The organism is Erythrobacter sp. SDW2, from assembly GCF_021431965.1.
GTDB lineage: Bacteria > Pseudomonadota > Alphaproteobacteria > Sphingomonadales > Sphingomonadaceae > Parerythrobacter.
Map to the genome: position 1 here is coordinate 683,313 of NZ_CP090370.1, position 22,686 is coordinate 705,998.

General features: G+C 66.2%; 26 protein-coding genes. 12 read left to right on the plus strand and 14 right to left on the minus strand.

Annotation, left to right across the window (positions count from 1 at the left end):
* Positions 1-193: 193 nt before the first annotated feature.
* Complete coding sequence (locus LY632_RS03350) at positions 194-1,006, plus strand: hypothetical protein (RefSeq protein ID WP_234092393.1); 813 nt, start codon at positions 194-196, stop codon at positions 1,004-1,006.
* A gap of 68 nt (positions 1,007-1,074) precedes the next feature.
* On the plus strand, positions 1,075-2,409 hold the full coding sequence (locus LY632_RS03355) for a homoserine dehydrogenase (protein ID WP_234092394.1): 1,335 nt from the start codon (positions 1,075-1,077) through the stop codon (positions 2,407-2,409).
* A gap of 3 nt (positions 2,410-2,412) precedes the next feature.
* Here the strand turns inward: LY632_RS03355 and LY632_RS03360 are convergent, their stop codons facing one another.
* On the minus strand, positions 2,413-2,823 hold the full coding sequence (locus LY632_RS03360) for a hypothetical protein (RefSeq protein ID WP_234092395.1): 411 nt from the start codon (positions 2,821-2,823) through the stop codon (positions 2,413-2,415).
* A gap of 102 nt (positions 2,824-2,925) precedes the next feature.
* On the opposite strand from LY632_RS03360, the gene glpX reads away from it, so the two are divergent.
* Together glpX and LY632_RS03370 are read left to right on the plus strand one after the other, a co-directional pair.
* Positions 2,926-3,918, plus strand: coding sequence for a class II fructose-bisphosphatase (glpX, locus tag LY632_RS03365; RefSeq protein ID WP_234092396.1), 993 nt, complete (start codon positions 2,926-2,928; stop codon positions 3,916-3,918).
* Between the two features lie 184 nt (positions 3,919-4,102).
* A complete protein-coding gene (locus LY632_RS03370; RefSeq protein ID WP_234092397.1) occupies positions 4,103-5,038 on the plus strand; it encodes a ribose-phosphate pyrophosphokinase in 936 nt (311 codons plus the stop codon).
* Positions 5,039-5,086: 48 nt separating this feature from the next.
* Here LY632_RS03370 and LY632_RS03375 read toward each other — a convergent pair whose 3' ends face one another.
* Positions 5,087-6,031, minus strand: coding sequence for a helix-turn-helix domain-containing protein (locus tag LY632_RS03375; protein ID WP_234092398.1), 945 nt, complete (start codon positions 6,029-6,031; stop codon positions 5,087-5,089).
* 109 nt (positions 6,032-6,140) lie between these two features.
* Here LY632_RS03375 and hisN point away from each other — a divergent pair, with 109 nt between their 5' ends.
* The 6 genes from hisN (at position 6,141) to LY632_RS03405 (ending at position 10,034) form a co-directional block, all read left to right on the plus strand.
* Positions 6,141-6,911, plus strand: coding sequence for a histidinol-phosphatase (gene hisN / locus LY632_RS03380; RefSeq protein WP_234092399.1), 771 nt, complete (start codon positions 6,141-6,143; stop codon positions 6,909-6,911).
* The gene (locus LY632_RS03385) at positions 6,908-7,333 is read left to right on the plus strand and encodes a gamma-glutamylcyclotransferase (protein ID WP_234092400.1); all 426 of its coding nucleotides are present in this window, start codon (positions 6,908-6,910) and stop codon (positions 7,331-7,333) included. Before hisN ends, LY632_RS03385 begins: the two co-directional genes overlap by 4 nt.
* A gap of 133 nt (positions 7,334-7,466) precedes the next feature.
* On the plus strand, positions 7,467-7,670 hold the full coding sequence (gene rpmI / locus LY632_RS03390; protein WP_234092401.1) for a 50S ribosomal protein L35: 204 nt from the start codon (positions 7,467-7,469) through the stop codon (positions 7,668-7,670).
* A 119-nt stretch (positions 7,671-7,789) separates the two neighbouring features.
* Positions 7,790-8,149: a 50S ribosomal protein L20 gene (gene rplT, locus LY632_RS03395; RefSeq protein ID WP_234092402.1), complete on the plus strand. Its 360-nt coding sequence runs from the start codon at positions 7,790-7,792 to the stop codon at positions 8,147-8,149.
* A gap of 105 nt (positions 8,150-8,254) precedes the next feature.
* Positions 8,255-9,148, plus strand: coding sequence for an AraC family transcriptional regulator (locus LY632_RS03400; protein ID WP_234092403.1), 894 nt, complete (start codon positions 8,255-8,257; stop codon positions 9,146-9,148).
* A gap of 37 nt (positions 9,149-9,185) precedes the next feature.
* Positions 9,186-10,034 carry an AraC family transcriptional regulator gene (locus LY632_RS03405; RefSeq protein ID WP_234092404.1) on the plus strand — a complete coding sequence of 283 codons (849 nt, stop codon included), beginning with the start codon at positions 9,186-9,188 and terminating at the stop codon, positions 10,032-10,034.
* Here the strand turns inward: LY632_RS03405 and LY632_RS03410 are convergent.
* The 11 genes from LY632_RS03410 to LY632_RS03460 all read right to left on the minus strand — a co-directional run bounded on the left by LY632_RS03410 (position 10,031) and on the right by LY632_RS03460 (position 20,158).
* A complete protein-coding gene (locus LY632_RS03410) occupies positions 10,031-10,837 on the minus strand; it encodes a glycosyltransferase family 2 protein (protein ID WP_234092405.1) in 807 nt (268 codons plus the stop codon). The two genes, LY632_RS03405 and LY632_RS03410, sit on opposite strands and share 4 nt — an antisense overlap.
* Positions 10,834-11,499 (minus strand): hypothetical protein, encoded by a 666-nt coding sequence (locus LY632_RS03415; RefSeq protein ID WP_234092406.1) that lies wholly within the window; start codon positions 11,497-11,499, stop codon positions 10,834-10,836. Before LY632_RS03415 ends, LY632_RS03410 begins: the two co-directional genes overlap by 4 nt.
* Before the next feature lie 3 nt (positions 11,500-11,502).
* Positions 11,503-12,069 (minus strand): putative colanic acid biosynthesis acetyltransferase, encoded by a 567-nt coding sequence (locus LY632_RS03420; protein ID WP_234092407.1) that lies wholly within the window; start codon positions 12,067-12,069, stop codon positions 11,503-11,505.
* Positions 12,066-12,779, minus strand: coding sequence for a hypothetical protein (locus LY632_RS03425; protein WP_234092408.1), 714 nt, complete (start codon positions 12,777-12,779; stop codon positions 12,066-12,068). The genes LY632_RS03420 and LY632_RS03425 overlap by 4 nt, the downstream gene beginning before the upstream one ends.
* Entirely contained in the window at positions 12,779-14,947 is a 2,169-nt protein-coding gene (locus tag LY632_RS03430; RefSeq protein ID WP_234092409.1) for a polysaccharide biosynthesis tyrosine autokinase, read from the minus strand. Before LY632_RS03430 ends, LY632_RS03425 begins: the two co-directional genes overlap by 1 nt.
* 30 nt (positions 14,948-14,977) lie before the next feature.
* Positions 14,978-15,694, minus strand: coding sequence for a polysaccharide biosynthesis/export family protein (locus LY632_RS03435; RefSeq protein WP_234092410.1), 717 nt, complete (start codon positions 15,692-15,694; stop codon positions 14,978-14,980).
* 72 nt (positions 15,695-15,766) lie between these two features.
* A complete protein-coding gene (locus LY632_RS03440; protein ID WP_234092411.1) occupies positions 15,767-17,062 on the minus strand; it encodes an O-antigen ligase in 1,296 nt (431 codons plus the stop codon).
* Entirely contained in the window at positions 17,049-18,266 is a 1,218-nt protein-coding gene (locus tag LY632_RS03445) for a nucleotidyltransferase family protein (RefSeq protein ID WP_234092412.1), read from the minus strand. The genes LY632_RS03440 and LY632_RS03445 overlap by 14 nt, the downstream gene beginning before the upstream one ends.
* A 6-nt stretch (positions 18,267-18,272) precedes the next feature.
* Entirely contained in the window at positions 18,273-18,842 is a 570-nt protein-coding gene (locus LY632_RS03450) for an LptA/OstA family protein (protein WP_234092413.1), read from the minus strand.
* A complete protein-coding gene (locus LY632_RS03455; RefSeq protein ID WP_234092414.1) occupies positions 18,839-19,519 on the minus strand; it encodes an LPS export ABC transporter periplasmic protein LptC in 681 nt (226 codons plus the stop codon). The genes LY632_RS03450 and LY632_RS03455 overlap by 4 nt, the downstream gene beginning before the upstream one ends.
* A gap of 18 nt (positions 19,520-19,537) precedes the next feature.
* Positions 19,538-20,158 carry a ribonuclease D gene (locus LY632_RS03460; protein WP_234092415.1) on the minus strand — a complete coding sequence of 207 codons (621 nt, stop codon included), beginning with the start codon at positions 20,156-20,158 and terminating at the stop codon, positions 19,538-19,540.
* 81 nt (positions 20,159-20,239) lie between these two features.
* Between LY632_RS03460 and ung the strand changes: the two genes are divergently transcribed.
* Positions 20,240-20,926 carry a uracil-DNA glycosylase gene (gene ung / locus LY632_RS03465; protein WP_234092416.1) on the plus strand — a complete coding sequence of 229 codons (687 nt, stop codon included), beginning with the start codon at positions 20,240-20,242 and terminating at the stop codon, positions 20,924-20,926.
* A gap of 36 nt (positions 20,927-20,962) precedes the next feature.
* Positions 20,963-21,745, plus strand: coding sequence for an enoyl-CoA hydratase (locus LY632_RS03470; protein ID WP_234092417.1), 783 nt, complete (start codon positions 20,963-20,965; stop codon positions 21,743-21,745).
* A gap of 10 nt (positions 21,746-21,755) precedes the next feature.
* Here LY632_RS03470 and LY632_RS03475 read toward each other — a convergent pair whose 3' ends face one another.
* Positions 21,756-22,655, minus strand: coding sequence for a sterol desaturase family protein (locus LY632_RS03475; RefSeq protein ID WP_234092418.1), 900 nt, complete (start codon positions 22,653-22,655; stop codon positions 21,756-21,758).
* Positions 22,656-22,686: the final 31 nt, after the last annotated feature.

Here is a 22,686-nt window from a genome sequence, read left to right on the forward strand (position 1 = left end):
ATGTTTCTCCAGCCCCGAACCGGCCAAGCCTTAGCTATTGTGCCGTGCAGGCGCAAACGCTTTATCGGTTAAGCCCGGATTCACCGTCGTGCCACGACCCTTAGGCGATATGTCCAGAACCATGCCCACAAAAACCGAAACTCTTCCGCACCAGCCTTTCGGGCGCACGATTCGTTCGCTGGCCCTTGCTGCCATGCTGACCGGCCTTGCGCCGGTCCAGGTCTCGGCCCAGCCCCTGCAGCCGGCGGCCCAGCCGACCTATTCCGACCTCGCCGACCTGTCCGATGCGGCCCAGCTGGTGGTGCGGGCCAAGGTCAACAAGCAGGTCAAGGTCGATCCGGAGCGGGCGGTCGGGGTCGCTCCCGGCTATGCCCGGCTCTACATCGAGGCGGAAACGCAGGCGCTGATCGCCGGCAATGTGCCGCTCGGCCAGGGGCTGCGCTATCTTGTCGATGTCCCGCTCGACGCCAAGGGCAAGGTGCCCAAGCTCAAGAAGAGCGAAGTCATCCTGTTTGCCCGCACCGTGCCGGGGCGGCCCGGCCAGATCCAGTTGATCGCGCCGGACAGCCAGCTGCCCTGGAGCGCGGAGCTCGAGGGGCGATTGCGCCCGATCCTCGCGGCGCTGGCCGCGCCCGATGCGCCGCCCGAGGTCAGCGGAATCCGGGACGCGCTGTCGGTCGCGGGCAATCTCAGCGGCGAGTCCGAGACCCAGGTCTTCCTGCGCACGCCGAATGGCGCACCCCTCGCCTTGAGCGTGGTCCGGCGCCCGGGATTGGCGCCCGCTTGGGGCGTGTCCTATTCGGAAATCGTCGACCAGGCGGTGCGTGCGCCGCAGCCGCAAACACTGGGCTGGTACCGGCTTGCTTGCTTCCTGCCAGCGAGCCTGCCCCCGGCGGCCAATCTTTCGCCCAACCAGGTCGACCGTGCGCGGGCCGAGGCGGACTATCGTTTCGTCCTCCAGCAGCTCGGGCCGTGCGAGCGCACGCGCAAGCCGCCGGTTATTTAGGTCAGCTGTCGCAGCGCCAAGATTAAGTGCTTCCCTTGCGCGCGGGGCTCTCGCTAGAGCCAGCCGCCATGATCGACCCGGCCAAACCCGCAGCCCCCAGTGCGCCATTGCGCCTAGCCATCGCCGGTCTCGGCACGGTCGGCGCAGGGGTTATCCGCCTGCTGGAACAGAACCGAGCCCTGGTGGAAGCCCGGGCCGGACGCCCGATCGAAGTCGTGGCGGTCAGCGCGCGCGACCGGGGGCGCGATCGCGGGATCGACCTTTCGGCCTATCGCTGGGACGACGACATGGCGCGGCTGGCGGCCGGCGACGATGTCGATGTGGTGGTGGAACTGGTCGGCGGCTCGGACGGGCCCGCTCTGGCACTGGCGCGCGACACGCTGGGGCGCGGCAAGGGGCTGGTCACCGCCAACAAGGCGATGATCGCGCATCACGGAATGGAGCTCGCCCGCTTGGCCGAGGATGGCGGCGCTGCGCTGCGGTTCGAGGCGGCCGTCGCGGGCGGGATCCCGGTGGTCAAGGGCCTGCGCGAAGGGGCTGCGGCCAATGCTGTCCAGCGGGTCTATGGCATTCTCAACGGCACCTGCAATTACATCCTCACCACCATGGAGGCGAGCGGCGCGGACTTCGGCGAAACGCTGGCCGAAGCGCAGCGGCTGGGCTTTGCCGAAGCCGATCCGGCGTTCGACATCGACGGGGTCGATGCCGCGCACAAGCTGGCGATCCTGGCCGCGCTGGCGTTTGGCGCCGAGATCGATTTCGCCAGTGTCGAGATCGAAGGGATCCGCCGGGTCCGCGCGGTCGATATCGCCCAGGCTGATGCGCTGGGCTATGTCATCCGCCTGATCGGTGTCGGCGACGTCGAGGAAGGCGAGGGCGGCCCGAAGCTGCTCCAGCGTGTTCGCCCGTGCCTTGTCGCCAAGGACCACCCGCTCGCGCCGATCACCGGACCGACCAACGCGGTGGCGGTCGAAGGCAATTTCTCCGGTCGCCTGCTGTTCCAGGGGGCGGGTGCGGGCGACGGCCCTACCGCCAGCGCCGTCGTGGCCGACCTGATCGATCTGGCGCGGGGCGATACCGCCAGGCCTTTCTCCGTCCCTGCCGCCTCGCTCGCCGCCATGCCCAAGGCCGATTCCGGCGCCCGCGAGAGCCGCAGCTATATCCGCTTCATGGTGGCCGACCGGCCCGGCGTGCTGGCCGAGATCGCCGCCGCCATGCGCGATGCAGGGGTTTCGATCCAGAGCCTCATCCAGGAGGGTGAAGCGAACGGCAAGGACGGCGTGCTGGTGGCCATGGTCACCCACACCGGCCCGGTGCGCAATGTCCGCGCAGCCGTGGCACTGCTGGAGGGCTCCGACAGCCTCGTCGAAGAGCCTCTGGTAATGCCGATCCTGCGCAGCTAGCGCCTATTCCGGCACCTCGCCCTTGGCGATCTTGTCGGCATCGGAACCCGGCGGCGGCTCGGGCAAGGCGGTGATGTCGAAATAATAGACCGGTGGCGGCGGGCACGGCGGGATGAAGCAGCCGGTCGCCACGACAGGGCCCGGGTACTTCGTCCCGACGTCAGGTGCAGTGCCGTCCCATCCCAGCTGGCTGTTGTCACCCCTGTCGGAACTCGACGGGACGCGGAACTGCGATTGTTCCTCCAACGGGGCGCAGACCACGATGACGCCGGGATCCCCGTCGGAGCATTCGACCGGGACTTCAGGTTCGGGTGCCGGCGGTCCGTACAGCGCCTGTGCGTCGGCGAGAGCCTGTTCGGCAGTGGCAGCGGGTGTCTCCGCTTCGGCCGCCTCTTCAGGGGCAGCCTGGCCCATCAGCAGAAGGGCTGCACATGTGGCAATCGCCGCGCGTCGTATCGACAATGCCACACTCCCGGTCTAGGCGCGCCCAAACGCCTGAGAGGGACTGAATCGGATATGAACACTGTTACCGCCGACCTGCGCCAGGAAAGCGAACTCGACCGCGTCCTCGTACTGGAAATGGTTCGCGTCACCGAAGCCGCTGCCATTGCCGCCTCAGCCCTGATCGGACGCGGCGACGAAAAGGCCGCCGATGCTGCCGCGGTCGAGGCGATGCGCAAGGCGTTCGACAAGCTCTACATGGACGGCACTGTGGTGATCGGCGAGGGCGAGCGCGACGAAGCGCCGATGCTCTATATCGGCGAGAAGGTCGGCGGCGCACCGGGCAAGGGGCCCAAGATCGACATTGCGCTCGATCCGCTCGAAGGCACCACCATTACCGCCAAGGCCGGGCCCAACGCGCTCGCCGTGCTGGCGGCGGCGGAAGAGGGCAACCTGCTCAATGCGCCCGACACCTATATGGACAAGCTCGCCGTCGGCCCGGGCTACCCGGACGGGATCATCGACCTGGCCAAGTCGCCGACCGAAAACGTGCGCGCGGTGGCCGAAGCCAAGGGCGTCGAGCCTTCGCAGATCAATGTCTGCGTGCTCGACCGGCCGCGCCATTCGGCGCTGATCGAGGAGCTGCGCGCGCTTGGTTGCGGCGTGGTGTTGATCGGCGACGGAGATGTCGCGGGTGTGATCGCCGTGACGGACCCTGACACCACCATCGACATGTACATGGGCCAGGGCGGTGCGCCCGAGGGTGTGCTGGCCGCCGCGGCGCTGCGCTGCGTCGGCGGACAGTTCAACGGACGCCTCGTTTTCCGCAACGACGACGAAAAAGCCCGTGCCCGCAAATGGGGCATCCCCGACAGCGAGTTCGACCGCATCTACAAGCTCGAGGAACTGGCCAAGGGCGACTGCATCTTTGCCGCCACCGGGGTGACGTCCGGCTCGCTGCTCGACGGGGTCAAGCGCCGCCGCGACGGTGTGCTGACCACCGACAGCGTGGTGATGCGGGCATCGTCGGGAACCGTGCGCTGGATCAAGGGCGAACACCGGATTTAGTTGTTCGCAGACAGGACCGCAGCGCCCACGAGCGCGACGGTCTTGCGCACCGTCAAACAACAACATGCGCTGGATCAAGTGCGAGCATCGGATCTGATCGGGGCAAACGGCGCCGCACTCTGTTGCATTCCCGTGACGCGGCGCTAGGCGGGACGCACCAACTGCCTGCGGGGATTCGCGCACCATGAAGATCATGTCCGGCAACTCGAACCTGCCGCTGGCCCGGGCGATTGCCGCCTATCTCGAAATCCCGCTGACCGATGCCAGCGTGCGACGCTTTGCCGACGAGGAAATCTTCGTCGAGATCCACGAGAATGTCCGCGGCGAGGATGTGTTCCTGGTCCAGTCGACCAGCTTCCCGGCCAATGACAACCTCATGGAACTGCTGATCGGGATCGACGCGCTGCGCCGCGCCTCGGCCAAGCGGATCACGGCCGTGGTGCCATATTTCGGCTACGCCCGGCAGGATCGGAAGCCCGGCCCGCGCACGCCGATCTCGGCCAAGCTGGTCGCCAACCTCATCACCGAGGCCGGGGCCGATCGGGTGCTGGCGGTGGATCTCCACGCCGGGCAGATCCAGGGCTTCTTCGATATCCCGACCGACAACCTCTACGCCGCGCCGACCATGGCCGCGGACATCCAGGCGCGTTACGGCGAGCGCGAGCTGATGGTCGTCAGCCCCGACGTCGGCGGCGTGGTTCGCGCCCGCGCGCTGGCCAAGCGGCTCGACAATGCCCCGCTCGCGATCGTCGACAAGCGCCGCGATCGCCCGGGCGAGAGCGAGGTCATGAACATCATCGGCGAGGTCAGGGGCCGCCACTGCATCCTGATCGACGACATCGTCGATTCTGGCGGGACGCTGTGCAATGCGGCGCAGGCCTTGCTCGACCAGGGGGCGGCCACGGTTGCGGCCTATATCACGCACGGCGTGCTGTCGGGCGGCGCGGTGGCCAGGGTGGAAGGTTCGGCGCTGACCGAGCTGGTCATCACCGACACCATCGGCGCGACCGATGCTGTGACCGATGCCAAGAAGATCCGCACGCTCACCATCGCCCCGCTGATCGGCGAGGCTGTGCGCCGGATTGCCGACGAGAGTTCGGTCTCGAGCCTGTTCGACTGAGTCTTGTTCGCTTCGCGACTTCTGCACCGGCCTCGCTGAAACAGAAAATCACTGCCAGGGGCGTCGTTTGCCCTCTTCCAGCCGGTCCAAAGCTTCCAGCCGTCGGGCCTGGCGCGCCTCAAGCGTGATTGTCATCAGTGGCTGAGGGGTCCGGACGAACTGCATCGGGGTCATCGCGAACATGGCCGAGAAATCGCGGATCAGATGCGACTGGTCGAAATAGCGCAGCGCCAGTTCCTGCGCCTCCGCCAGATCTGCCACCCCGCGCAGATGCGCTGCCATGTCGAGCGCCCGCGCGCGGCGCAATACCTGCTTGGGGCTGAGGCCGAAATCGCGCTTTGACACGCGTTCGAGTTTGCGCTTGTCGACTGCCAGCCGGTCGGCGCATGCGGTAACCGTCAGGCTCGGATCCTCGAACGCCAGCCGATAGAACCGCTCGGTCGTGCGGTTGGGCGGCTTGCCGCCCGCCTGGGCCACCAGCGCCTCCATGCAATCTTCCAGCGCATCCATCCATTGTGCCACGTCGGCCGCCGGGTCGAAGCGGTCCATCAGCGCAGCCTCGTCCCAGCCCAGCGCGGGATAGGGCAGGATCCGGTCCATTATCGATTCCGCGCTCGGCCCGCCCAGCGCATGGCAAGCCCCCGGTTTGAGCGCGAGGCCGACGGTGGCGAAGCTGCCCCGCACGCTGACCGGCATGCGGCGGCTCTGGGGACCGAAGAACAGCGCTTGCCGGTGGAACAGGTGCGAACCGTCGGCATCGTCGGCATGCCAGTCGCCATCGAGCAGCACTCGCAGCATCGGGCTGTCGCTGAATATGCCGCAGGAAATGATCGCCATCTCCGGTGCGACCATTCGGATGCCGTAGATATGCGAGACCCACGGACGCAGGCTCTCGCGCGGTGGACGATTGAACGAGATCGCTTGCCCGTCGCGGGTGGTGTCGTGTTGCGACCCCGCCTTGCGGGTTCGGCCGCGTGGCTGCTCGAAACCCATGCCGACCCTCCTGCCTGCGGCCAGCCGTAGCACAAAGACAGGCGGGCGCAATGCGCCGAATGGGCGTCGTGCTTGACGCGGTGGCCCCGGGCGGGGCAGGGCGCAAGCCATGGTCACCGCCGCAGATATCGCCCTTGCCCACCGTCTCGCCGAAGCCGCGCGGGCCGAGATCATCCCGCGTTTCCGCAAGGTCGAGGCCGAACGCAAGACGGACACGTCACCCGTGACCGAGGCTGACCGCGCCGCAGAAGAGGCGATGCGGCGCATTCTCAAGGCCGAAGTGCCGCAGGACGGCGTGGTGGGCGAAGAGTTCGGTACCGAAGAAGGGCGCTCGGGCAGGCAATGGGTGCTAGATCCGATCGACGGGACGACCGCCTTCCTCGCCGGGCGGCCGCTCTTCGGCACGTTGATCGCTCTGCTGCACGATGGATTCCCGGTGCTTGGCCTGATCGACCAGGCCATTCTCGGCGAGCGCTGGCTCGGCGTTGCCGGTAAGGGCACGACCTTCAATGGTGATCCGGTCCACACCCGCGCTTGCAAGACCATGGAGGAGGCGACCATCGCCACCACCGGGCCGCATTACTTCACCATCGAGCAAGGCAACCGGTTCATGGCGCTGGCCGGCACGACCGACCACAAGCGCATGGTCATGGGCGGCGATTGCTACAACTATGCCATGCTGGCGAGCGGGCATATCGACATCGTGGTCGAAGCTGGGCTCAAGCTGCACGACTATGCTGCGCTAGTGCCGGTGGTCGAAGGCGCTGGCGGGGTCATGTCCGATTGGAACGGCGATCCGCTGCATGCCGGGTCCGACGGCCACGTCATCGCGCTGGGCGATCCGGCGCGGTTGGAGGATGTGGTGGAGGCGCTGGGGTGAGCGAGGGCAAAAGCCGCCCGCTGTTTTTCTACGGCGTGCTGCAACCCGACCTTGCCGAAGGGGCAGTCGCCGATCTCGTGGCCGGATTGGGACCGGGTACGCCTGCGTTCACGACGGGCCAGCTCTATGTCGTGGAAGAGCGCGGCGGGTGGCATCCGGCCCTGGTGTATGATCCATCCGGCGCGCCGGTAAGGGGTCAGCTGTTCGATGGCAGCGGCGTCGACATTGCCCCACTCGATGCATTCGAGCTTGAAGGGATCGACTATGATCGCCGTGCCATCGCCGTCCGTCCCGAGGGCGGGCACTGGACCAGCGCCGAGGCCTATTGCTGGCGGCGACCCGTTACTGGGCTGGAGTCGATCGATCATGGCGATTTTGCCCGCTGGTTGCAGGAGACCGGCCTGCCGGTCCTGCGCGGCTAGCCCGCCCGAATCGCTTGCATTCTGCGCCCGGGCCGCTATGTGCGCGCCCTTCACTGACACGTGATTTCACCGCCTGCCTGGCGACAAGGGCTGCCAGGGCCGGTTCGGACGTGTCTCTGCCAAGGAGATGAAAATGCCCAAGCTGAAGACCAAGAGCGGCGTGAAGAAGCGCTTCAAGCTCACTGCCACCGGCAAGGTCAAGCATGGTGTCGCCGGCAAGCGCCACCGCCTGATCAGCCACAACGCGAAGTATATCCGCACCAACCGTGGAACCACCGTCCTGTCGGAAGCCGACACCAAGACGGTGAAGAAATGGGCCCCCTACGGGCTTGATTGATAGCTACGCGGCCTAGCCAGCCCGCTCCCCCGCCCTGCCACCCGGACTGTACCGGGTAGGTTCCGGGTGGCAGGGCGGGGGTGCGGGCCGGAGCCGGATTTAACGGAAGGAAAAACGATATGCCTCGCGTAAAACGCGGTGTTACCACCCGCGCCAAGCACAAGCGGATTCTGGACCAGGCCAAGGGCTATCGCGGTCGCCGCAAGAACACCATTCGCATCGCCCGTCAGGCCGTCGAGAAGGCCGGCCAGTATGCCTATCGCGACCGCAAGGTGAAGAAGCGCAGCTTCCGCGCCCTGTGGATCCAGCGTATCAACGCTGCGGTCCGCGCCGAAGGCCTGACCTATTCGCAGTTCATGCACGGCACCAAGCTGGCCGGCATCGAGCTCGACCGCAAGGTCATGGCCGATCTCGCCATGAACGAAGGCGCTGCCTTCAAGGCGATCATCGCCCAGGCCAAGGCAGCCCTGCCAGCCTGATGCGCGGTTGAGCGCTGCAATTCCAAGGGGCGCTGCGGCTTGGCCGTGGCACCCTTTTGCAATCGGTTGCTTGGATGATTGCGACAGGTTAGAACCCTGGTCTCAATGAGCGCTCATCCTGGCCTCGACGTCCGCTTCTTTCCTGCGCCGGCAGGCATGGCAGAGTGCATTACCACGATCTATCGAATTGAGTTCGATCCCAGCGTTGGCGAGGTCGTGTCCGACTGGCTCTTGCCCGAGTGGTGCAACCTGCGCTTCATCAGCGCCGACTCATCCGGACCCGTCGTTGTCGGTGATCATGAGGCACGGGCTGGGGGGTTCGTCGCGACAGGCCCCATCAGCAAGGCATTGTCGATCTCAACCGGGCCAGTCCGGCTGTGGGGAATCGGGCTCTTTCCGCTCGGCTGGAGCACGCTTGTCCGGGGCGAGGCCAGCGATCTGGCAGATTGTGTCTTTGATGGCGCAGACCATCCAGCCTTCGCACATTTGGCTGGCTGCTCCATCGCGCTGGCACGCGGCGAAGGCGACGATTGGGCCGAGTATCGCGAACTATGCCATGCGCTGTCCGAGCAGGCCAAGCTTCCGCGAGACGAACAGCGCATCCGTGCTGTCCAACGGGCAATGATCGATCCCTATCTGCTGCAAATTCCCGACTTTGCGGCGCGGGCGGGGGTCAGTGTTCGCACACTGGAGCGGGTTTGCCTCAAGTATTGCGGCTTCAGCCCGAATGTCATCCTGCGCCGCCAGCGGCTCGTGCGCAGCTTGGCCGCTTTCATCAACGAGGGCGATGTCCGCTGGAGCGAGGCGATCGACCGGCATTATCATGACCAGTCGCATTTCGTGCGCGAGTTCCACCACTTCATGGGAATGAGCCCGAGCGAATATGCCGGGCAGGATCATCCCGTCATGCGCGCCTTCATGCAGAACCGGCAGGATGTCTGGGGCACGCCGGTCCGGGCCGGAACCCCGCAGAAGGCGAGCGTCCTGGCCAGCGACTGATCGCGGGATAGGCCATGGCCCGCTGTCCCGCTTCGTCATGCCCGAGGCTGATCTCGCGCCTTACGTCACAACGCTCTACCACATGGAAGTCGGCCAGATAGGCGAAGGATTTCTGGCAGACTGGCTCCATCCCGAATGGGGCAATCTGAGATTCCGTGACGGCAGCCCGGTGGAGGCCGCGGTCGGTGACGCACCGCTCGCCGCTGTCCCGCAAGCGGTGATGACGGGGCCGACCAGCGTGTGCACCCGTTTTCGCGTCAGGCCGGGCCGGTTCTGGGGCGTGGGACTGCTGCCGCTCGGCTGGGCCCATTTCTGTGGCGGTGATGCGTCGGACTATCGCGACCGGTTCTGCGATGCGCGGGCGGACGAGGCCTGTGCGGCTATCGCTGCGATCGGCGACGGTTTGTTCGATGGTGTCGTAGATGTCGTTCGTGAGGCGGAGCATTTGCAGGCCGGTTTGCGCCGCTTGCTGGACCGGCAGGTCAGCGGCGAGGACCGGATCGCCAAGGTCACTGCGGCGTTGGTCGATCCCGCAGTGTCGAGCGTGGCCGAGTTCGCCGATCACACCGCGATGTCGCCGCGCACGCTGGAGCGCCTGTGCCGCCGGGTGTTCGGCTTCCCGCCCAAGCTGCTGCTGCGTCGCCAGCGCTTCCTGCGCAGCCTGGCCCGCTACATGATGGACCCGAGCATGAGCTGGCTCGGCACCCTCGATTCCGGCTATCATGACCAGGCCCATTTCGTGCGCGACTTCCACCGCTTCATGACCATGAGCCCGAGCACCTATGCCAAGCTGGAGCACCCGATCCTGATGGCGGCGATGCGCGGGCGGATGGAGGCAGCAGGGCAGGCGATGCAGGTGCTGCACCAGCCCGCCGCCAAGGCCTAGGCGGAACGGAACAGCGGCCCTTTGCGGAGTCGCTCAAGCGTGCGCTCCGGGTGCCGCAGGTGCTTGGCGAGCCGCAAGACTTTCGCCGCCAGCCGGTCGCCCGGCCCCATTGGGCGCCCCGTCAGCCGTTCGAAATTGCGCAGCGCGTTGGCGTGGTGCCGGTCCGCCAGCTTGCCCGACATGGTGATCGAATCCGCGTGAAGCCGGTAACAGCCGAGGAAATCGTCGACTGTCTCGATCCGCGCACCGGACAGGAAGAGCGAGGTCAGCAGGCCGCCATCCCAGTTGCCGCGGTCACTGGCGTCGAAACCGCCCGATTTGCGATAGGCTTCGGCGCGGATGAAGGTCGCCGGCTGGATCTGGACATGCGCCCCGGTGGCGACGGCATAGCGGGTGAAAGGCTCGGACCAGACACGTCGGATGGCAGCGCCGTGCTCGTCGATCACCCGGGCATGGCCGCAGGCGACGTCCGCCTGCGGGTGCCGCGCGAACCAATCGGCCATGCGGGCGAACGCGCCGGGCAGGACGAGGTCGTCCGAATTGAGGTAATAGAAGATGTCGCCTGCCGCCCGGGCAAAGCCCTTGTTGAGGCCATCTGCCGGCCCGTCATCGGGTTCGAACACCGCGGTGATGCGCGGATCGTCATAGCTCGCAATCAGCTCGCGGCTGCCATCGGTCGAGCCGGGATCGCAGACGATGTATTCGATCTCGACACCTTCCTGCGAGAGGACGGAATCCATCGCCGCAGGCAGGAATTGCGCCTGGTTGAACGAGATAGTGACGACGCTGAACCTCAGACTCATGCGATGAAGCCGCTCGCGCGCTGGAAATAGCCGAGATCGGACGGCAGCTCGCCCACACGCGTGGCGGGATTGCCGCGATAGAGGCCGTGTGATTGGGCGTCGTCGCCCTCGTAGACGGACCCGGCACCCAGCACCGAGCGATCGGGCAGGCTGCTGCCCTTGAGCAATATGCAGCGCGACCCGACAAAGGCGTATTCGCCAACGGTGACCGGGGCTGCGTCTTGCCTTGAGGCGCGAAAATCGAAACTGTGGCTGATGACCTGCGAATGCCAGCCGGCGAAAGTGGCGAAAGCGCCGATACGCACACCCCCGGTGCAGTCGATCAGATGGCGGTGCGTGATAGCCGCCTCGCGTTCGATGATGAGGCTCGGATCGCGCTGCGGCAGGTGCACAAAATGGCCCGGTGTGTCCTTGGGCACCGCGGTGATCCAGTTGAGATTGCCAAGCCGGGCGTTCTCGCCCAGCTCCAGCCGCGAGAGCCCCTTCACGACGGTCAGATTGCCGATCACCGCCCCATCGCCCAGCGCCAGCGCATGCGCGCCGATAAGCGAGCGCCCGATGCGTGCGCCGCGCCCGATCGTGAACCCCGGAATCAGGCCGAGCAGCAGCCTGCGCAGGAACCACGGCAAGGGCCAAAGCAAGAGCTGAAACACTATCCGCATGGCTTAACGCACCTGCCTCTCGGCCACTTGCGCCGCGGGGTTGCCGGCCCAGACAGTGGCGGGCGGAATGTCCTTCATCGCACAACCACGCGCGCCCAGGACCGCATCCTTCCCGATAGTAACTCCCGGTCCGACAAAGGCCTCTGCCGCCACCCATGCCCCGGCTTCGATCACGATGGGGCGGGTAACCAGCTGGTGTGCCGGATCGCGGTGGTCATGATCACCGGAACAGAGAAAGGCGCGTTGTGAGACGATCGCCCCTTCGCCCAGTGCGATGCGGGCTTGGTTGTAACATTGCACGCCCGGCCCGATCGAACTCCACGGTTCCATCACGAGGTTGCGTGGCAGCCAGATGCGTGCGGAAGGATAGACCCGGGCGCCCGTGCCAAGTTGCGCTCCGAACAGTTGCAACAGGAACCTTCGCCAGCCCCAGCCGAAAGGAGGAGGGACGAGCCATCCCGACAGCCGCCAAATCACTGCAAAAGCCGCTCGCTCGACCCGGTTGCCGAGCGAGAAACTCGGCCCGCCATGGCGCGATCCGGTCTGCGCCGCATCGAGGGGTTCGCTCACGGCTGGATAACTTTCATAGCGGCGCGAAGACGGTCTTTTTCCGGTCCCGGGATTTCGGACAGGGCGATGCCTTGGGCGGTGGCGGCGAGAAGATCGCTCCGCCACGGGCCTGCGTCCTTGTCGAGCGCCCTGGCCATGGCGACCCGTCCGGCCAGGACGGCGAGGTCGTCAGTGGGTTGGCGCAGGGAAACGATCCACCACAGGGCCCCGGCACCCTTGCTCGCGCGCGCCGCCATGGCCTCGCTGCCTCCCGGAGTTTTCAGGATCAGGTTCGCGGCTGCCGATGCCGGACCGCCGCCACGCGTGCGCCCCAAGGCATCGATCCGCTGTGCGGCGATTTCCGTTTCGCCATTCTCCAGTGCCAGCGCAGCCAGCCGAGCGTTGGTGATCTGGTCCCGCCAGCCGAGCGCAGCCCCTAGGTTGAGCGCAGCGGTGGGATCGGCAATCGCGCCATTTTCGGCGGCCAGAGCCAGGGCCGGTTGGCCCAGCGGCATGGCGTAGAGGGCACGCTTGGCGAACAGTGCCGAGGTCTGGCGGGCAGTGGGCGCTTCGTCCCGCAATGCGGCCCTGGCGGCGGCCAACTGCAGCGCGGCATTGTACGGAGCCAGCGCTGCGGTGGCAGCAGAGGCAGGCACCGCCTGCGGTCCGAGCAGCACAGCCCCTGCGAAACCCGCCAGCGTCGTCAGGCCGAGCGCAAGCGCACGGCGCATCAGTGCCGCTCCGCCTCGTAGCTGTAGTAATAGCCGTATTCGTAGCCGTAGCCTGCGCTATGCGGGTCGAACTTGTTGAGCACCGCCCCGTCGATCACGACCTCGTTGTTGCCCAAGCGCCGGATGGCGGCGGCGGTACGGCCCTGGCTAGCGCGCCCGGCTTCGATCACGAAGATCAGGTGTTCGATCTTCTGCGCCAGCAGCACGGTGTCGGCGAGACCCATCACCGGCGGACCATCGAACACCACCACGTCATACTTTTCGCGTGCCCAGCTGCGGAATTCCTCGAACGAAGGTCCCGAGAAATATTCGGGCACCGAAGGCGGCAGCGGGCCGGAGGCTATCAGGTCGAGGTTGGGCATGACTTCGATGACGGCATCCCCCGGAGCGATCTGGCGGGTCAGGATATCGGTCAGGCCCTTCTCGCGGCTGACTCCGAAGATCTGGTGCTGGGAAGGACGGCGCAAATCGGCATCGACCACCAGCACCTTGCGGCCTTCGCGGGCAAAGCTGCGGGCAATGCCGTAAGCGATCAGGCTCTTGCCTTCGGACTGCTGGCTGCTGGTGATGAGCAGGTCGCGCTTGTCGGCTCCGGCACCCAGCAGGCCCAGCGACGTTCGCAAAGCGGCGAACGCCTCGGACACGCTCGATTTCGGATTGCTGAGCACTTCGCCGACATCGCTCTTGCCATCAAGCCGGGGGACGCTGCCCAGAAATGGCAGTCCGAAGCGATCGGAAATGTCGTCGGGCGTCCGTGCCGCATCGTCGACGAATTCGCGCAGGAAGACATATAGCCCGGCCAGCACAGCACCGATCATCAGGCCGAGCGCGATGTTGACCAGCGGCTTGGGCCGGACCGGTGCGGCTTGCGGTTCCGCGCGGTCGATGACCGAGATATTGCTGGTTGTGATCCCGGCCGATGCGCTGACCTCCTGGAACCGCTCCAGCAGGCCGTCATACATGTTACGGCGGGTTGCGCTCTCGCGGGCGAGGATATTGAATTCGATCCGGCGTGCCTGCTCGGCGGCCGTCCCGCTGCGCAGACCCGCAACGTCGCGCTCCAGCGCCTGTTCGTTGCGCAGGGCGGCCTGGTATTGCTGGCGCAGCGAACCGCGAATGTCGGTGACGGCACGGTCGAGATCGGTCCGCAGCGAGGCAATCTTGCGGTCATGCTCCTGCATGATCGGGTGTTCGTCCTTGTAACGCGTGGCATCGCGGCTGCGGTCGGCTTCGACGACGGACAGTTCGCGTTGGAGCTGGCTGACATAGAGGTTGGACTGGACCTCCGGGATCTGGAACGGATCGCCGCCGGTTGCAGCGCGATAGCGTTGCTCGGCGGCGATACGGTCGGCCCGCACCTGCCCCAGTGCATCGGCGGTGTTGACCAGGGTGCGCTGGGTCAGCGACATCGGCGCTTCATCCGCACTCGTACCGCGATCGAGGTTCACCAGGTTGTTGTTCTGGGCATAATTGACCTGCGCGCGCTCGGCCTCTTCCAGGGCCTGCTTGGCGTCGGCCAGCTGCCCGGCAAGGTACTCGCGGGCATAGGATGAGGAATCGAACCGCCGCTCCAAATTGGCGGCGATGAAGGCCTGGGCATAGCCGTTGGCAATGACCGCTGCGTATTCCGGATCGGGGCTCTCGAACGTCAGATCGAGGATCCGGCTATAGCGCGGCAGTTCGGCGCTGACATTGCCTTCGAGGATGGAGGCAATGGCTTCGCGGCGGGTTTGCGCCATGGTCTTGCCGGGCGCGGCGACGGTGGGGGCAGGAACCTGCATCCGCTGGAAGAAAGTGTCGTCCTTGGCCAGCTCTTCGCGCTCGACCAGCTTGAGCGCGGTGCCGCGGCTGAGCAGAACGTCGATCTGGGTCTGGAGAAAGCGCTCCACATCCCAGTCGACCGAGCGAAAGCTGGGTGAATCGTCCCCCAGCACATCGTTGGTATCGCTGTCGATCTGCAGGGAGGTGCGGGCGCTGTAGACCGGCGTCGTCATCATCGTCAGCGCAATGGCTGCCGCCAGCACCAGCGCGATGATGCCGCCGACAACAAAACGGTGGCGATAGATCGCGGCCCACACCCGCCGCAGGTCGATGCCGAGGCTCGGCATGCCTTGCTCGTCGGCGAAAGCATCGCGGGCGGGATCAAGCGGCTTGGCGGGCGCATTCACGGGCGGAAATGTCCTTTGTTGGGCATCGCGTCAGTTGCCGTTGCCATCGGTGGTGGTGCCGTTGTTGCCGCCATTGCTGTCCGACAGGATGGCGAAGGTCTGGAACAGGTTGAGCAGCGGCGCGGCCTGCAAGGCATCGCGATAGGCCTGCTTGAGGCCGTCGGTGCCGACAATGACCTGGTCCCCGGCGAGGATTTCTATGTCCGGGGCGAGGCCCGCACTGATCGCGCCAAGATCGAACATAGCGCCGACGCGGTCGCCATTGTAGCGGCGGAAAACCACCACCTGGTCGTATTTGGCGGTGTTGGTGACCCCACGCGCCAGGGCAACAGCGTCGATCAGCGAGATACGTCCCGGTATTTCATAGACGCCCGGCTGGGTCACGGCACCTGCTACGGTGACCTGTTGCTGGGCCGACTCGAGGATCGAAACCGTCACGCTCGGATCGATCAGGAAGCGCGCCGCGAAACGCCGTTCGAGGTCGCGCGCGAATTCGGCAGCGGTCAGCCCGGCCGCATCGACCGGGCCCAGCAAGGGAACCTGGATATTGCCGTCGGGATCGACGATCGACTTCTCGATCGACAATTCTGGCTCGCGATAGACGGTAATGCTGACAACATCGCTGGGGCGGATTTCGACGCGGCGCGGAGTGACGATATTGCCTTCAGGGATGGCCGCATAGGCAGCCTCGCCCGCCGGGACGACCGGCTTGGGTCCGGTGCCGCACGCCGCCAGCAGGGCGGCCACGACCACCGTTAAAAACGCGTTGTATCCCGCTAAGCGCATCCCGACCCCTTCATTCGTCCCACCGCCCCTGTGTTACCCATCCATGGCCTTGGCTGGCAATGGCTTTCGGCTATTATCCTGCGTTGCGAAGGCCAAGGCAATAAGTGCGGCAAGGGCATCCGTCCGCAGCGGGTAGTCGACCGCCGAATGCAGCAGCAGGATTGCCGCCACCCACCACAGGCTCCACAGCCGTGGGGAAACCCCGCCACGCCAGTGCATGGCCGCCAAAGCGAGCAGCGCGAGAGGGGCCGCCAAGCCTGCGATCAGACCCAGCGCCCCGCCTTCCAGCAAGAGCTGCAAATAGTCGTTGTGCGCGGCTACCACATAACGCTGGTTCAGCGTGTCGAGGTCTTCGAACCCCATGAACACCGGCACGAAGCTGCCCCAGCCCGATCCGGCGGGGAAATAGCTTCGTGCTGCGGCCCAGGTCGTCTCGGCCATGTCGACCCGCTGGTCCTGGGCAAGCGTCGCAAACCGGTCGAACACCGGCGCGAGCGCGGGCAGTTGCAGCAAGGCCAGCCCGCCGAGGCCCAGCAACACGACGCCCCCGATGACAAGGCGTGCGGAAGGGCGAAGCCACAGCAAGGGTGTCACGATCAGTGCGAGTGTTCCCAGCGCAATGCCGGCCCGTGATGTCGTCGCCAGAATGCCGGTAAAGAGAACCAGTCCGGCAGCGAGCGCCATCAAGCCGGCCCTGCGGTCGTCATCGCTGGCCCTTAGAGCCGGCAGGAGCACCAAGGCGCAGGCAAGGAAGGCGGCCTGATGGTTGCGGTTGGCGAAGAGGCCAGTGGCGGCCCCTGCGTGCTCGATGTCATAGAGCGTCATGCTGCCGGTAAGCCGCTGCAGCACGCCGAACACCGCAGTAACCAGCGCCAGCGCGACAATCGCCAGCAGCAGCTTGCGCTGTTCCTCGCTCTCAAGACGACCGACGGCCACAAGCAGGATCAGCGGCGCGGCCAGCGAAGCGAGCGCGGTTGCGGCGGCGCCGGGATCCAGCGCCAGCGGTCGCCAGCCTAGCGGCAAGCCTGCGACTTCCAGAACCTGGACCGCCAGTTCGCGCCCCGGCAACGCAGTCCAGACAACTGGCGGGAGGGGCACCAGTTGCAGCCACGCGAGGGCATAGAGCGCCAGGGCCAGCAGCGCGATCCAGCCTGGTCTGTGGCTGCGCGCGCCCATCAGCAACAAGGCGAGGGTCGGCAGGCTGGCGAAGAAGCACAGCAAGACATGCAGCGGGCGCGCAGTCCCGCCCACGAGCAGGGCCACGGTGAGCTGGAACGCCACCGCAGTAAACAACCAGTCGCGCGATGCAGGTCGATCAGCGCCCGCCATCGAGCCATTCTCCGAGACGGTTGGTTCCGCGTGCAACGGCGCGCACTTCACCGCTCGAAAGTGCACTGGCGGATTCGCCCAGCCTGCGGGCCGCCCAGCGGGCAAAGCTCTCGCTCGGTCCTTCTGATACGCCTTCACGATGGATACCGCGGTCCTTGCCGCGCATCCGGTCCAGCGCCGCAATGGCCGCGCCGCGCAGCCCGTCTTCCCGCAACCTGTTCGTGACGCCCGCCACCATGCCCACCGCCTTGCGCGCTTCAAGGTCCTGCAGCAACAGCTCCGGCGCATTCACCCACACCTCCGGGGCGATGGTGAGTGTGCAACCGGTCTCTGCCAGCAGCCCCCTGCGGCAGTAGCGATCGGCCAAATGGAACAACAGCCCCGCGCCACGCGCCCAGCCGCCGCTTTCGGCCCGTTGCCAGAACGACGGCCAGTCGACGCCGCCTAGCCTCACTATCGCGGCGATATCCAACAGCGTTACCGGCCCGCCGTTGAGCCGGTTGGAATAGGCCCCGTGCACAACCGCATGGACCAGGCGATCCTCGGCCGAGAGATAGGTCACCGGATCATCGCCCGTTGGGGCGGCGCGGGCTAACATGGCGGCGCTTTCGTCAGCAGGCATCGGCCAGCCGATGGCCTCGCTGCGCTCCCACAGCCGCATATGCAGCTCCAGCCGGACACCATCGGGCGCCAGCAACGGGGGCAGGTGCTTGTCGTGGGCCAGCGATCGCTCGGGCGTGCGGGCGGAAGCTTCCTCCTGCCGATAGCCTTGGGCGAGGAGCAGTTTGAAGGCATCAAGCGCTCGCTCCTCCCCTACCAGCAGGTCGACATCGCGCATCGGACGTTCCGCCGGGGCGGCATAGGCGTGCCAGGCCGCCCATGCCCCCTTGAGCGCCACGGCGCGGATGCCGCGGGAGGCCAGCAGTCCGTTCGTCTCGAGCAGCACCTTGCGCTTGGCCAGCGCGCGGATGCCGCTGGCGCGATGCGCCTTGCGCCATCCCTCGCGGATGAACCTGGGGATCGCGAGATTGACCAACTCGCGCTCGCCGTGGGCATGGAGAATGGGCTGCAGCCGGTGTTGTGCGGCCATTGCATCGAGTATGCGCCAGTCATGCTCGCCGAGCCCTGCGACGAGCTCCGGAGAGTGCCTCCAACCGATCAAATCCAGCAGGATGCGCCGCAACTCGTGGGGGCGCAGCGCCATAGCGTATCAGCCCTGCGGGACGGAGAATGTCCCCCGGACGCGGCCGCCTTGCTCGGTCGTGACCGGCCCGCCGTCAGGTGTCGTTGCCCCGGATGCGCGCCCGTCGATGCTGGCGACGCCTGAATCGAGGTTGATGACCAGCCGCCCGCCGCTCAGCCGGTCGCCGCCACGGCTGAGCTGGACATTGCCGGCCATGGTGATGATCCTGCTGTTGAGGTCATAAACCGCCGTCCCTCCGGAGGCGCGGTCGCTGCCGCGGGTCACGACCACCCCGCCGGTGGCGGTGATGCGGGTGACGTCGAGCGCGCCGGAATCGTCGTAATTGACCACCATCCGGTCCGAGCGGACGGTCAGTCCGGCCTGGTTGACGATGACACTGCCTGACAGGATCACACGGTTTTCGCGGTCGCGCACTTCCAGCCGCCCGGCATCGAAATCGACCGGCGCGCGCGAATTGTGCCCCCCGAAGGTCTGCGCGTTGAGCTGGATACCGCCGGCAACGGCGCAGGTGGCAGCAAAGCCGATCGCGAACAGACGCAGCTGGCGGCCGGACTTGGAGACTGGGAAGGCGGTCATTGCGGTATCCTCATGGACTGGTTCACGCGGCCCGGGACCATGCGCAATTTCGCATTTCCGTCCAGCGCAACGGTGCGTGCTTCGAGATCGGCTTCGAGCCGGTCGGCCGAAAAGGTCCCGGCCGGGATCGCACCTTCCACTCCGCCGGAACCCGTCAGGCGCTTGTCGGCAAGGTCGATGCTGACCCCATTGGCGACGAAGCGATAGCCATCGGCGGCAATCAGGACCAGCGGACCACTGACCTTGAGCACTTCGTCCCTGATCGTGTAGGCGCCGCCTTCGGCCGTTAGCTGCCCCGGCCCGTCATTGAGCAGGATGCGGGCGATCACGTCCTTGAGTCTGACCACACCTTCGGCGCTCGATCGTTGCACCGCTTCGTCGGCGGTCAAAGAAAAGGGGCGGCCCTGATTGTCGGTTCCGCGATAGAGCGCGTTGTCGACCCGCAGCCGCTCGTCGATCTGGGCTACCTCGTCGCGGTCGAGCAGGAACGACACTTCACCGCGCGGCGAAAGCGGGGTGATCACCATCAGTGCGGCGACGATTCCCACGCCGATCGGCAAGGCGGTGCCGAGGAACTTGACCAGCGCATCGTGGAAGCCGCCGGGCGCAGCAAAGGCCTGGCGCCCGCGGCGCAGTTCCTTCGCATCTGGCGTTTCGATCCGGGGTGCCTGGTCCATGACTGCGTGTGTCACTGCCTACATGTGGCTGAATATATCATGTTCTTCCCACCCGGCGAGGTCGAGCCGCGCCCGGACGGGAAGGAAATCGAAACAGCCCTGCGCCATGGCGGTGCGGCCTTCGCGTTCCAGCCGATCGACCAGGATGGAGTGCATCCGGTGGAGGAAGCGCACGTCGCTGGCGGCATAGTCGCGCTGGGCATCGTTGATCGCCGGGGCGCCCCAGTCGCTCGATTGCTGCTGCTTGGAGAGGCTCTCGCCGAGCAGTTCCTCGACCAGGTTCTTGAGGCCATGACGGTCGGTATAGGTGCGGGTCAGCTTGCTGGCGATCTTGGTGCAGAAGACCGGCGCGGCGGTGACGCCGAGGTAATACTCGATCGCGGCCAGGTCGAAGCGGGCGAAGTGGAACAGCTTGAGCCGCTTCGGATCGGCCAGCAGCGCCTTGAGATTGGGCGCGGCATAGTCGCTGCCCGGGGCGAAACGGACGAGGTGCTCGTCGCCGCTGCCATCGCTGATCTGGACCACGCAGAGCCGGTCACGCCGGGTGACGAGGCCCATGGTCTCGGTATCCACCGCCAGCGGCGCATCACCGGTCAGCACGCCTGCGGGCAGGTCTTCTTCATAAAAATGTACAGCCATATGCTGAAGGCCTCTAGGCCGATTGGGAAAAGAGGGAAAGGGGACATGGTGAGCGGGCCGCCGAAGGGCTAGCAGCAGGCCATGGGCGATGCAGTTCCTCCCAGCTGGCAAGCCGCGCTTGAACCGGCGCTGACCACACCCGAAGCTCGGCGGCTGGGCGGCTGGCTGCGGGCGGAAGAGGACGCGGGCAAGGCGATCTTCCCGCCGCGCGGCAGCCGGCTCAGGGCGCTGGAGCTTACTCCGCTGCACGAGGTCAAGGTCGTGATCCTGGGGCAGGACCCGTATCACGGGCCGGGGCAGGCGCATGGGCTGAGCTTTTCGGTACCCGAGGGCGTCCCGCCGCCGCCCAGCCTCGTCAATATCTACAAGGAGCTGGAGGCAGATCTCGGCATTCCGCGGCCCGGCCACGGCACGCTGGAACATTGGGCGCGGCAAGGCGTGCTGCTGCTCAACGCCTCGCTGACGGTCGAGGCGCACAAGGCCGGGAGCCATGCCGGGCGCGGGTGGGAAGCGATCACCGATGCGGCGGTGGCGGCGGTGGCCAAGGGTGACCTGCCGACTGTGTTCATCCTGTGGGGCAGCCATGCGCAGAAGAAGGCGGGCCATATCCCCGAATTGGCGAGCGGGCCGCATCTGGTCATCCGCAGTCCGCACCCAAGCCCGCTCTCGGCCCATCGCGGGTTCTTCGGCTCGAAGCCCTTCAGCAAGGCCAATGCCTTCCTCGAGGCGCAGGGGCGGGGCACGGTGGATTGGTCCTTGCCCGGCTGACGCGCGCTTGCCATGCATCGCCGAGAGGAGAATGCCATGAGCGAAGCGCTGGTCCTGTGCGAGATTGCGGACGATATCGCCACCGTCACGCTCAACCGTCCGCATGCGATGAATGCGCTGTCGAAGGCGCTGCGACACCGCCTGTTCGAAGTCATGACCGCGGTCGATGCCGATGACAGCGTGCGCGCGGTGATCCTGACCGGGGCGGGGACAAGGGCCTTTACCGCCGGGCTGGACCTCAAGGAACTGGGCTCGACCGCAGGCGCGCTGGGCGCCGCCAATGCTGCCGGCGCGGACGAGAACCCGGTCAAGGCGATCGAGCTCTGCCGCAAGCCGGTGATCGGGGCGATCAACGGGGTCGCCATTACCGGCGGCTTCGAGGTCGCGCTCGCCTGCGATGTGCTGATCGCCAGCACCAATGCCCGCTTCGCCGATACCCATGCGCGGGTCGGGATCTATCCCGGCTGGGGGCTGAGCCAGAAGCTCAGCCGCATGATCGGCATCTCCCGCGCCAAGGAACTGAGCTTCACCGGCAATTTCCTCGATGCGGAGACGGCGAAGGCATGGGGCCTGGTCAACCACGTCGTCGCGCCCGACGAACTGCTCCCGCTCGCCCGCAAGCTCGCCGCCGACATGGCGACGATCGATCCGGCCTTCCTCGCCAATTACAAGGCGCTGATCGACGAAGGCTACGCCGCGACCTTCGGCGACGGGCTGGCGCTGGAGAACGCCCGCTCGAGCGCTGCCAATGCGCAGGTTTCGCCCGAAGAGGTCGAAGCACGGCGGATGGCGGTGCAGGAGCGCGGGCGGGGGCAGTAGTGCCGAAGGGCTATGCCGCTCGGGGCACCGCGTACTTCGGACAGTCGGATCGGCAGATCCCGTCATGCGACCATTCCGGCGGGCGCCACAGATAGGCCAGTCTATCCTGCCACCTATCGGCAGTAACGACACGGTCGCGCAGTTGGCGCAGTCCTGCGAACTGGGCGGTCAACGGATTGTAATCGTAAACCGGCTTGACCAGCCCGGGATTGGGCTCTTCGCCGAGGTATGCCGCGCTGCCGAACAGCCGGTCGAACAGCAGTGTTACCTGGCTGTAGTTGCGATCGATGTATAGCGGCTGGTTGGCATGGTGGATCTTGTGCATCTTGGGCGTCATCAGCACCCGGTCCAGCCAACCGAGTGGCGGAACGTAGCTAGCATGATTCCAGATGCCATAGGCGTGGGCGAGGACGCTGACGGCGATAAATATGACCGGATCGATCCCTATCAGCGCGGCGGGGAGCGCAAACAGTACCTTGAGCTGCCCGTCGAGAAAGAATCCGCGCGCAGCGGTCGAATGATTGAATTCGTTCGAGGAATGGTGAACCGCATGGAATGCCCACAGCAGGCCGACGCGGTGTGCCAACCGGTGATCCCAGTAATAGGCTAGCTCGTGCAGCAGGAAAGCGAGCGAAATCGCCAACAGTATCGGCAGGGTGTCGAACAGGCGCGCATTGTCGAAGACGGCGACATAAAGGGCCAGCGGCACAAGCAGGCCGATGACCAGATTGAGCGTGCTCGACATAAGGTTGAGCCCGATGGAATTGAGCGCATCGCGGTTATCGTAGGCGGGATTGCCGCGAATGGCCCATAGTCGCTCAACAACGACGCTGCCGAAATAGACTGCCGCAAGGATCGACAATGCGGCCGGCCCGCCGATGAAATTGATCGCGTCTCTCAGGCTCTCCATTTCCCGAGGCTATCACGCCCGTGGGCAAAGG